Annotated in this window: 12 protein-coding genes; 1 reads left to right on the top strand and 11 read right to left on the bottom strand. The window is 42.7% G+C overall.

The annotated features are described in order from the left end of the window. Nucleotides 1-103: 103 nt before the first annotated feature. The 11 genes from hflC to RS130_RS06445 all read right to left on the bottom strand — a co-directional run bounded on the left by hflC (nucleotide 104) and on the right by RS130_RS06445 (nucleotide 10045). A complete protein-coding gene (gene hflC, locus RS130_RS06495; RefSeq protein WP_316027991.1) occupies nucleotides 104-970 on the bottom strand; it encodes a protease modulator HflC in 867 nt (288 codons plus the stop codon). Nucleotides 971-987: 17 nt separating this feature from the next. After that, a complete protein-coding gene (hflK, locus tag RS130_RS06490) occupies nucleotides 988-2139 on the bottom strand; it encodes an FtsH protease activity modulator HflK (protein ID WP_316027990.1) in 1152 nt (383 codons plus the stop codon). 80 nt (nucleotides 2140-2219) lie between these two features. Continuing rightward, nucleotides 2220-3509 (bottom strand): ribosome rescue GTPase HflX, encoded by a 1290-nt coding sequence (hflX, locus tag RS130_RS06485; RefSeq protein WP_316025279.1) that lies wholly within the window; start codon nucleotides 3507-3509, stop codon nucleotides 2220-2222. A gap of 23 nt (nucleotides 3510-3532) precedes the next feature. Next, a complete protein-coding gene (hfq, locus tag RS130_RS06480; RefSeq protein ID WP_158965941.1) occupies nucleotides 3533-3778 on the bottom strand; it encodes an RNA chaperone Hfq in 246 nt (81 codons plus the stop codon). Nucleotides 3779-3853: 75 nt separating this feature from the next. Next, nucleotides 3854-4822 carry a tRNA (adenosine(37)-N6)-dimethylallyltransferase MiaA gene (gene miaA / locus RS130_RS06475; RefSeq protein WP_316025278.1) on the bottom strand — a complete coding sequence of 323 codons (969 nt, stop codon included), beginning with the start codon at nucleotides 4820-4822 and terminating at the stop codon, nucleotides 3854-3856. Then, a complete protein-coding gene (mutL, locus tag RS130_RS06470; protein WP_316025277.1) occupies nucleotides 4812-6617 on the bottom strand; it encodes a DNA mismatch repair endonuclease MutL in 1806 nt (601 codons plus the stop codon). Before mutL ends, miaA begins: the two co-directional genes overlap by 11 nt. Nucleotides 6618-6651: 34 nt before the next feature. After that, complete coding sequence (locus RS130_RS06465) at nucleotides 6652-7989, bottom strand: N-acetylmuramoyl-L-alanine amidase (RefSeq protein ID WP_316025276.1); 1338 nt, start codon at nucleotides 7987-7989, stop codon at nucleotides 6652-6654. A 9-nt stretch (nucleotides 7990-7998) separates the two neighbouring features. Further along, nucleotides 7999-8490: a tRNA (adenosine(37)-N6)-threonylcarbamoyltransferase complex ATPase subunit type 1 TsaE gene (tsaE, locus tag RS130_RS06460; RefSeq protein ID WP_316025275.1), complete on the bottom strand. Its 492-nt coding sequence runs from the start codon at nucleotides 8488-8490 to the stop codon at nucleotides 7999-8001. Further along, on the bottom strand, nucleotides 8487-8864 hold the full coding sequence (locus RS130_RS06455) for an ADP-dependent NAD(P)H-hydrate dehydratase (protein WP_316025274.1): 378 nt from the start codon (nucleotides 8862-8864) through the stop codon (nucleotides 8487-8489). Before RS130_RS06455 ends, tsaE begins: the two co-directional genes overlap by 4 nt. Further along, entirely contained in the window at nucleotides 8845-9441 is a 597-nt protein-coding gene (locus RS130_RS06450) for an ADP-dependent NAD(P)H-hydrate dehydratase (protein WP_316025273.1), read from the bottom strand. Before RS130_RS06450 ends, RS130_RS06455 begins: the two co-directional genes overlap by 20 nt. Further along, nucleotides 9413-10045: an NAD(P)H-hydrate epimerase gene (locus RS130_RS06445; protein WP_316025272.1), complete on the bottom strand. Its 633-nt coding sequence runs from the start codon at nucleotides 10043-10045 to the stop codon at nucleotides 9413-9415. The genes RS130_RS06450 and RS130_RS06445 overlap by 29 nt, the downstream gene beginning before the upstream one ends. Between RS130_RS06445 and queG the strand changes: the two genes are divergently transcribed. After that, nucleotides 10039-11187: a tRNA epoxyqueuosine(34) reductase QueG gene (gene queG, locus RS130_RS06440; protein ID WP_316025271.1), complete on the top strand. Its 1149-nt coding sequence runs from the start codon at nucleotides 10039-10041 to the stop codon at nucleotides 11185-11187. The two genes, RS130_RS06445 and queG, sit on opposite strands and share 7 nt — an antisense overlap. Nucleotides 11188-11385: the final 198 nt, after the last annotated feature.

Below are 11385 nucleotides of genomic sequence, written 5' to 3'. Positions count from 1 at the left end.
GTTCTGAATACCTGCAATACCCACTTTTTATTATTTTGACGTGTATCCTAGAAAATAAAAAAGCGCCAAATGTTGGCGCTTTTTTAGTAAATAAATACGCTGTTTATTTACCCTTCTGTCCCTTCATATATCTAAAGAAGTCACTGTCTGGTTCGACAACCAATACATCTTGTTTAGAACTAAAGCTCTTTTTGTAGGCATCCATACTACGCAAGAAACTATAAAACTCTGGGTCTTTGGTATACGTTTCTGCATAAATCTGAGCGGCTTGTGCATCACCTTCACCTTTCAGTTTACGTAAATTACGTTCTGCATCTGCTAACATAACTGTGACTTTAGCGTCGATATCGGCTTTGATAAATTCGGCTTTTTCCTTACCTTCAGAGCGATGTTCTCTTGCCACTGCTTCACGCTCAGTGCGCATACGTTGGAAGATAAAATTACGCACCTCTGGTGGTAAGTTAATCTGCTTAACTCGTACATCAACAATTTCTATACCTAGCTCGTCAGAACTGGTTGAGGCTTGTGCCATAGCTTCGTCCATCAACTCAGAGCGTTCGCCAGAGACAATCTGCTGAATAGTACGCGTACCAAATTCAGAACGTAATCCATTGTTCACTTTTTGTTGTAGTAATACTTCTGCGCTACTTTTAATACCACCAGTGGCAAGATAATACTTAGCGAAGTCTTTGATTTTCCATTTTACATACAGATCGACAATTAAGTCTTTCTTCTCTGATGTCACAAAGCGGTCTGGTACTTCGTCCAAAGTCTGAATACGAGCATCCAACTTCACTACACGGTCAAAAAACGGAAGCTTGAAATGTAACCCGGGTTCAAACACTGTAGTTGCATCGGTATCACTGTCTCTTTGCACTTTACCGAACTGAATAACAATCGCTTTATTGCCTTCTTCTACCACAAACAGCGAACCAAATGTAAGTAGGCCAAGCGCCACTACGATAACAATTAAAAATTCTTCATAGCCTAGTTTCTCCCACTACGGTCAGCGCTACGTGAGCTTCTGGAATTGCTTGATACTGGTTGTGGATCAGGGTCTAGATTACGTAAACCTTCCAGCGTGCTGCGGATATTGGCTGGAACAGTCGGCCCAGATTGTTTTTCTAGAATTTTGTCTAAAGGTAAATACATCATGTTGCCAGTACCTTCGGTATCCACCAAAATCTTACTAGTATTTGAGTATACTTCTTCCAAAGTTTCTAAATAAATACGGCTCCGAGTCACTTCTGGTGCAGCAGTATATTGCGGCAACAGTTCTTCGAAACGCGCAATCTCACCTTGTGCTTCCAAGGTTACACGCTCTTTGTAGGCTTGTGCTTCTTGCGCCATACGGTTAACTTGTCCACGTGCTCTTGGCTCAATCTCTCTAGAGTAAGCTTCGGCTTCATTAATGAACCTTTGCTCGTCTTCTTGTGCGGCAATCGCATCATCAAATGCTTCTTTTACCTCTTCTGGAGGTCGAGCATCCTTGAAGTTCATGTCGACAATTGAAATCCCCATATCGTAAGATTCGATAATAGACGTTAACTCGTCACGAACACTTTGTCTGGCACTTTCACGACCAGACGTTAAAACATCATCCATTTTTGAGTGACCGACAACATAACGAATCGCACTATCAAAAGCCTGACTTAAACTTTCTTCTGGGCTAGTGACAGCAAAACTGTATTTGTAAGGCTCTAGAATTCGGTACTGCACTTCCATCTCAACACGTACTACGTTTTCGTCTTCGGTTAACATTGAACCTGACGAAGGCATTGAGCGAACAGTTTGCACATCAACCAGTCTTACTGTGTCAATAAAGCTAGGCTTCCAACGCAGTCCTAGCTCAACAAAATGACTGAATTCGCCAAACCGTAAAACCACGCCACGCTCTGCTTCTCGAATTGTGTAAAAACCGCTCACCGCCCATGCAGCGACCAAAATCCCCACAATAACGATAGCACCAATTCCACCTAGGCCCTTGCCGCCGGATGATTTACCATCACCGCCGCCAAACTTGCCAAATTTACTCATTAAGTTCTTAAATACCTCGTCTAAATCTGGTGGCCCTTGATTCTTGCCACCCTTATTTTTCCAAGGATCGTTGTTGTTACCACCGGGCTCATTCCAAGCCATCATTACTCTCCAACTAGTTAATTCAATAAATATACGAATTCTGCAAAAATGGCTCTGTTTTAGCTAACAAATCCATCAAATTAATGTTTTATTACGTACGACTCTAAATTTTCGTCGACTCGCTTTATTAATCTAAGCCAATCACTTTCTTCCATACACACATCCACCAGCCAGTTACCCTCTTCGGAATAACTTTCTGATGAAATACAATTCATCTCAAAAAACACTCCCCTCAGGTTACTTTTGCTTGAAGGAATAGACAGACAATGTCGCACCATATTCTCAGATAGGCACTCAGTAATAGCTTGGAGTAACAAATCAACTCCTACCCCTTGCTGAGCTGATAACCACACTCGGACGGGTACGCCTTCTTCATTGCGGTCTATTTTAGCGTCTACACCTTCCATCCTGTCAATTTTATTGCAAACAACCAATTGTTGAATTTCGTCTGCATCAATCTCTTGTAAAACGTCATTGACTTGGTCGATATTCTCTCTGAATTGGTCATCAGAGTAATCAACAACATGCAAAAGCAAGTTGGCCTGTTGTGTTTCTTGTAAGGTCGCTTTAAAAGCAGCAATTAGATCATGGGGGAGATGTCGAATAAAACCAACCGTGTCGGCAAGAATAGCTGAGCCAACATCTTGTAACTGAATTTTTCTAAGGGTTGGATCTAGGGTCGCAAATAACTGATCGGCGGCATAAACCGCGGCATTGGTCATTTCATTGAATAAAGTAGACTTACCAGCGTTGGTATACCCCACTAAAGAAACCGTAGGGATCTCTGCACGAATTCTTGCTCGACGCCCCTGCTCTCGTTGCTTTTGTACTTTTTCTAATCGACGTAAAATGCTTTTAATACGTGCACGCAATAATCGTCTGTCGGTTTCTAGTTGACTTTCACCCGGTCCGCGCAGGCCTATTCCGCCTTTTTGTTTATCGAGGTGGGTCCAGCCGCGGATCAATCGCGTACTAATATGCCGAAGCTGAGCTAACTCGACTTGCAACTTACCTTCATGGGTTCTGGCCCGTTGAGCAAATATATCGAGGATCAACCCAGTCCTATCCAACACCCTGCATTTACAAAGTGCTTCTAAATTACGTTCTTGTGAGGGAGACAAACTATGATTGAAAATAACAATATCAGCTTGCTGAGTGCGCACTGCATTGGCTATTTCTTCTGCTTTTCCACTACCAACAAAATAACGAGGATGGGGAGCTTGACGTGATCCCGATACAACATCAATTGCGTTGACGCCCGCAGAAGACACCAGCAATTGAAGTTCTAATAAATCTTCTTTCGTATTTTCATCAGCAAATTCTACATGTACTAAAACAGCTTGCTCACCTGCTTCATAACGGTCAAACAAGCCGCTCTCCTCTACCTATCAAATTAACCTTCGTCTGAATCAGCTTGACCCGTGCTAGGCATAGGAATAGCTCTAGAAGGTACAACAGTAGAAATAGCATGTTTATAAACCATTTGACTAACAGTATTTTTAAGTAAAATTACAAACTGATCGAAGGACTCTACTTGGCCTTGGAGTTTAATACCATTGACCAAATAAATCGATACAGGAATACGTTCTTTACGCAACGCATTGAGAAATGGGTCTTGTAATGATTGCCCTTTTGCCATGATTCATCCTTTCTTTTTATTATTTGTTTCGCAAAATGCGATTATACAGTAATTGATTTAGCTGTATAGGCTCGACTAAGCACGAATACCGCTTTGTTTTATGACTTTTGATATATTGTCTTTTCCGAAAGTATCTAATGCATAAATATTTTCCCACCCACGTAACCATGTTAATTGTCTTTTGGCTAACTGTCGAGTGGCGGCGAGCGACTTATTCCGCATTTCGTCAAAATCAAACTCGTTATCTAAATATTGCCACATTTGCCGATAACCTACACAGCGCATCGACGGCAAATTCAAGTGCAAATCTTCGCGGCGTTTTAAGCACTCTACTTCTTGTTGGAAACCCGCATCAAGCATCATTTGAAAGCGTAAACCAATTCGCTCATGCAGCACCGCGCGATCTTGTGGCGCGATACTAAATTGATTGATTTCAAAAGGGATTGGCGCCGACTTAGTGGCCATTAACTCTGTCATAGAACGTTGCGTTAAGGCGTAGACTTCGAGTGCTCTAGTTAATCTTTGAGGGTCATTTGGATGAATCCGCTGTGCAGATACCGGATCGATCTCAGCCAGTTTAAGATGCAACGCTTCCCATCCCAATTCGTCCGCTTGTTGCTCGATGACTTTACGCACCGCTGCGTCTGATTCTGGCAATGGCGACAAACCATCTACTAACGCTTTGTAATACATCATAGTGCCACCCACTAAAAGTGGTATATTGCCTCTGGCAACAATTTCATTCATGGCTTGCAGTGCATCCCGCCTGAATTCAGCTACCGAGTAACTTTCTGCGGGATCTAAAATATCAATCAATTGGTGCGGCGCTCGCTTTAACTCTTCTGCATTCGGTTTTGCCGTACCAATATTCATATCTTTATAGATTAATGCCGAATCAACACTGACAATTTCACAAGGAAAGCGCTCACACAATTGTATGGCTAACTCGGTTTTGCCAGATGCTGTTGGGCCCATTAAAAACAATGCTTTGGGAAGCTCAGAGTTTTTCTCTATATTTTGCTGTGGCAAAGAATTAGGTGTCATATTTAGTCAACAACTCATTTAACAAGATTGGGCTAGCGTGTAAGGTTAATTGACCTATAGCATCCGTTGAGTTAAGCATAAATTGCTGCCACAAATGCTGTATCTGATTATTATTCACTTTATTAATACTCGCCACCTTAGTAAGTAAGTGTTTACGTACTTCATCAACATCTAGTGAGCTGCAGGTTAAAATACTCGCTAAGCAGTCACCCCAACTAACTTGCCTAAGCCCCGCTGGAACTTTACGCAAAATCACTCTTTTGGGTGCCCATCCAATTTCTACACTGCTTGCTAATAGTGGTTGGTACAATAATTTAGCTTGTGCCAATAATGTCAAATCGGCCTCAATTGAAATAGGCATTAGCAAAGGTTGGCTGACAGGTACGCTATCTTGATAGGTTTTAGCCAACACTAAATATTGCAACTTACTGACCGACATCTGAAAATATTGACCACTTGCAGTAAGCAACATTCTGTCATCATCCAATCGCAACCATTGGCCTGGCTCAGATTTATCAGCCACATCATTTTCAAATTCCGAGCGCCCCATTAACTGTTGGTAGTGACCAAATGATTGATTCTGATCTTTTGCTGTTGGCATTTTAGCGGTGTTTGACTTAGCAGCAAATCGACCTTGGGGTGAGCCTTGCTCTGAACGAACATGACCGCCAGTGTACTGACTTGTGTGACCCTCATGCACGTATGGCTCTGCTACCGGCCGCAATGGTTGAATATAGTCATGATCGGGTTCAACTGGCGGCAATACCGTAGTCGCTGATCCCGAGTTTTCATTTTGCAAGTATTGTTTCAGTACGTCACTTAACGCTCGAAAAATAAAGTCATGCACCAATCGCGCTTGATGAAATCTCACTTCATGTTTGGCCGGATGTACGTTCACATCGACTTGGTCGTGCTCAATACTCAGATACAATACGTATCCTGGTCGAAACTCGGCATTGTCAATACCTTCAAAGGCTTGTCGAATAGCATGATTGATTAATTTATCCCGCATCATTCTGCCATTTACGTAAACATACTGAAACTCATGGCCCGACGCTAACTCAGTTGGTGGTAACATCCAACCGTGTAACTCAAACTTTTGATACTGACTATTAATTTCTAAGCAAGCATCGGTAAACCCTTTTCCACAAATAGCAGTTAAACGCTTTATTTTATTTCCAGACGCACTTATTGCCGGATATTTTCGTACAACTTTGCCATTATGTTTGAGGCTAAAACTAACATCAAACCGGCTAAGGGCAATCCGCCTTACCACCTCATCAATATGCGCAAACTCGGTTTTTTCGGTTTTTAGAAATTTACGCCTAGCGGGAGTATTAAAAAACAAATCAGCAACATCGACACTCGTTCCGGCTGGATGTGCGACAGGATTGACCTGCACTTGCATATCTCGCCCCTCGCAATGAGCTTGCCAAGCTTGTTGTTGCTTTTCGGGTTTAGAGGTTAGCGTCAACCGCGCCACTGAGCTAATACTGGCTAGCGCCTCTCCCCGAAAACCTAAACTATGAATAGCTTCTAAATCATCTAAGCATGTAATTTTACTGGTTGCATGACGACTCAATGCCAGCGCTAACTCATCACTGGCGATACCCGAGCCGTTATCTCTAATTAAAATGCGCTTATGACCACCTTTCTCAATTTCGATTTCGATACTCGTAGCAGCAGAATCTAAACTGTTTTCTACTAACTCTTTGACGACAGAGGAAGGGCGTTCTACTACCTCGCCGGCAGCAATTTGGTTAGCAAGTCTCGCTGGAAGTATCTGAATTGACACACTATCGCCTTGATATAAATATAAATTGATTGAATTACGTTCTTGGAATGGTTAACACTTGGCCAATTTTTACAACGTTACTACTTAAATTATTTGCTCGTTTAATTTGGCTAATCGGTACGTTGTAACGCTGCGCCAATAACGATAGGGATTCGCCACTGCGAACTTTATGAGTACGAGTTTCTCTTTTTTGTCTTGCCCATAACGAGCCATCTGGAGGAGAATCTCTAAAATGTTGCTTTATACCGGCAAATATTGAAACCGCTAATTTTTGTCTATAGGCTGACCAGTTGAGGTTTTTTTCTTCCCGAGGATTAGAAATAAAACCCGTTTCAACCAAAATAGACGGAATATCGGGCGAGGTTAACACTGCCAAACTTGCTGCCTGTGGCGTCTTTTTATGCATTTTAGTCATACGTTTAAGCTGACTAATGACATCACGACTTAAGTCATAACTGGTGGTCAGTGAATGATCCATCGACATATCCAGCAGCGCTTCTGTTAAATAACGTTCGCTCGCTGTATCTTGAATAATTTCTGCAGCGCCACCCAATAATTCAGAGTGACGTTCTGTTCTTTCCATCCATCGACCTAACTCACTGTTTGCTCGCTTCATCGATAAGACCCATACAGACGCGCCACTAGGTTGCGGCGTGGTAAACGCATCAGCATGAATAGAAACAAACAAATCCGCTTTGTGTTTTCGAGCAATTTCCGGGCGTTTATTCGGAGAAATATAATAATCGCCTGTTCGGGTCATCACTGCTTTCATACCTTTTTCTTGTTGAATAAGGCCCTGCAAGCGTTTGGCGATACCTAGGGTAATGTTTTTCTCATAGCTTCGAGCTGGTCCAATGGAGCCCGGATCTTCGCCACCATGCCCTGCATCAAGCACCACTATAATATCTCTATCGGGACTAGACTTAGCATCCAAAACAATTTGCGGGGTAGTAGGTGCTGCACCATCATTTAAATCAACCACCAATCTGTCGCCGTATGGTGCTGTTGGCGTTAACGCAAAGACAGTTTTGTCTAATTTTTTACTTAACTCAATAACCACGCGCACAGCCTGCTTATTTTTGGCTGTACTGTAGCGCACCTTTTTAACCAGCTTACTGTCATTGGTGATGTTTGAAAAATTGAAAGACTTTTTGGTGTTCTCAATATCGATAACCAAACGCTCTGGTTTACTTAAGGTGAAATAGGTAAATTTAGGGGTGTCGGCAAGATCAAATACTAGACGAGTTGTGGAAGGTGACGGCCAAATGCGTAAGCCTTCAATATTATTTTGCGCAAAGGTGCTAAAACTAAGCACAAACAACAAGATGCTGGTCAGGAGTAGTCTAATTTTTTTGAGCCAAAACGTCTGCATTGTTAGTTTCTATTTCGCAAAATGTGTAAGTAATTCCTGTCCTTTACCTGACTGAGCTTGCATAGATAAAGTACGTGCTGATTGGTTATATTCAATACTAATGTGTAAATCCGCTGCTGCCAAGAGCCCAGCGCCTTTATCCGGCCATTCAACAATGCAAATACAATCTTCAGCAAAGTAGTCTCGGATACCCATAAATTCTAGTTCTTCTGGATCAGACAAACGATACAAATCAAAATGAAAGACCTTCCAGTTTTCTAATTCATAAGGCTCGACTAGGGTATAAGTAGGGCTTTTAACTTTTCCTTTATGACCCAGACCTTGAATAAAGCCACGGCTAAAAGTGGTTTTACCTACACCTAAATCTCCTTCTAAATATATCACTATTGCTTGACTACAATGTCTACTGAGCTTACGAGCTAAAGCAACTGTAGCCTCTTCATCTGCTAAATAAAATTGTAGTACCGTGTTATTGGATGGAGTGACGGATGATAAGTTCATAATAGGTTTATAATCGCTCGTAAAGGCTGTAACAAGTCTGATGCAATCATACCACGTTGACCATACTCTCTGGCAACTCGATCTCCCGCTTCTGCATGTGCACATACAGCGTAGGTCGCGGCTTGTTGCTCAGTCATGCCTTGAGCTAATAGCGCCCCTACAATGCCAGTTAGCAAATCCCCCATACCTGCTGTAGCCATGCCTGGGTTTCCACCGTTACACACACCATGACATTGCTCTTCAGTATCCTGTGTATGGGAGTAAATTAAGGTGCCGTTACCTTTTAGAATACATGTACTCATAAAGCTATCTGCTATTTGTTTACTCCCTAGAAAACGATCATTTTCAATTGCACTAATTTCGCAATTGAGCAATCGTGCCGCTTCTCCATAGGTGAGGGGTAAGCACGCAAGCTTTTAGTTCAGCAAAGAGTGCTTTTACATCTTTCTTACTTTTTTTACGGGCTAATAGGTTCAGCGCATCAGCATCTAAAACCAAAGGTTTAGGATGATGAGTGAGATACTTTATCACTTGATCTAATTTCTGAACCGCCCACTGATCTTGCCCCAACCCTGGGCCAATCACCACGCAACTACACCAAGCAAGTGCAGCTTTTAGATCTTGGTATTGCAACATAATTTCAGGACGGCCCGATACAACATGAGCACCACTCGACTTGTGGCAATACACTTTAACTAAACCTGCACCTGAGCGCAGCGCAGCTTCAGCAGTCAAACGAATAGATCCAGGCATACCTTGATTGCCACCGATGCAAAGTAACTTACCAAAAGAGCCTTTGTTACTATTTGAAGGCCGACTAGCCATTGGCTTAAGCGCCGACCAATTAACGACCTGAGTCTGTACATGTGCTAGTTGATAAAATGTGTCGCCCACAGCCAAATCCGCATATTCAATTCGCCCGCTATATTGTTTGCCAATGCCCGTTAACAAAGCCTGGCTTGGGAGCAATGAAGGTAATAGTGATATCTGCCTCGACACAAACGGGTAAGGCTATGCCTGTATTTGCCAGCATACCCGAAGGTAAATCGAGGCTTAAAACGGGCAATTCTGCACGGTTGATTTTCAGAATTTGCTCCTGAAAAAGAGCTTTTACGTCGCCATTTACCCCAGTCCCTAACAGGCCATCAACTATAACTTCAAACTGGCTAAACTGTACTTGGTCAAAACGACAGGTGTTACTTGACACTTGCTGCCAGTTTGCTTGCGCAATTCCGCCGTCGCCCGGCAATTTTCGTGCTGGGTCTTCGCAAATCACCCACACATCTTTACCGCTTTGATGGGCAAGTGTTGCCACAATGTAGGCATCTCCAGCATTATTGCCATTGCCAGCCACTACCAATATTTTTTGCGCATTCGGCCAATGTCTCATCAACACCATAAAAGCCGCTTCACCGGCTCTAGCCATCAGTTGGTACATAGTACAATTTTCGGATTTAGCCGCAATTGGCTCTAGGGCTTTTACTTGTTCTGAACTGACAGCTTTGTATGCTAAAATCTTACTCGCTTGCGGGTTTAACAGGTTTGAGAATGTCATCACTTAGCACATCAGAATTATTACGTTTGGCTGAAAATATCAAGGATTGGGGAAAAGCGCTAGGTTTTCAGCAACTTGGTATAAGTGACATTGATTTAACCGAGCATGAAAAACACTTACAAAAATGGCTAGACCAAGGATTAGCAGGTGAAATGAGCTATATGTCTGAACACGGAATGAAACGTGCCAGACCCGACGAGCTGTTACCAGGAACACTCAGAGTAATCAGTGTGCGTATGGATTACTTGCCACCCGATGCTAAGTTTGCCAAGACGCTAAAAAACAAGAATCAAGCTTATATTAGTCGATATGCGTTAGGCCGAGACTACCATAAATTGCTACGAGCTCGATTGAAAAAACTTGGCGAAAAAATAAAGACCGAATGTCAGCATCTGAATTTTCGTCCTTTTGTTGACTCCGCTCCAGTGCTTGAACATGCCTTGGCCGAAAAAGCGGGGATAGGTTGGACAGGCAAGCATTCATTAACGATTAACAAACAAGCCGGCTCTTGGTTTTTCTTAGGAGAATTATTTGTCAATATCCCCTTGCCAGTTGATCAACAAGCTCAAGAAAACTGTGGTAACTGCACTGCTTGTCTAACCATATGCCCTACCCAAGCCATAATTGAACCCTATGTAGTAGATGCACGGCGCTGTATTTCTTACTTAACCATAGAACAAAAAGGTGCCATTCCAGAGCAATACCGACAACTCATAGGCAATCGAATTTATGGCTGTGATGATTGTCAGCTCATTTGTCCTTGGAACCGCTTTGCCAATATTACCGACGAACAAGACTTTCACCCTAGACAACAGCTGATGAGCAAAGAGTTATTGCAGCTGTTTAGCTGGGACGAGCCTACTTTTTTGAAAAACACCGAAGGCTCTGCAATCAGGCGAATAGGCTATGAACGCTGGCAAAGAAACCTTGCGGTAGGTTTAGGCAACGCACCTTATTCACCAGAGATTGTAGACGCCCTGCAGTGCGCAATGAACAATGCAACTGAGTTAGTGGCAGAGCATATTACTTGGGCTATTGAACAGCAAACCCGTCGAGCATCATCCATTGAGGTAACCAGTGATAACCGCGTCACTCAGCGATTAATTCGTAGTATCGAAAAAGGGTTACCAAGAGATGCTTAAATTTTTCAAGGCATTGCTAATCTAAGCACAGCTTTTCATAAAATAAGTGATGGGCTGTCATACTATCACCATAGAAAACTGGAAATGCGCTTAACGATTGAATACTTGAGCTCACTGGCTAAGTAACCTGAGTGCTGGATGATAAGTATTGTTTAAGCGAAACAGTCCAACGCCGCTAGAGACAAAAAGAGCGTTATC

It is taken from the genome of Paraglaciecola aquimarina (assembly GCF_032464635.1).
Classification (GTDB): domain Bacteria; phylum Pseudomonadota; class Gammaproteobacteria; order Enterobacterales; family Alteromonadaceae; genus Paraglaciecola; species Paraglaciecola aquimarina.
This window is presented reverse-complemented; position numbering and strand designations above follow the sequence as displayed.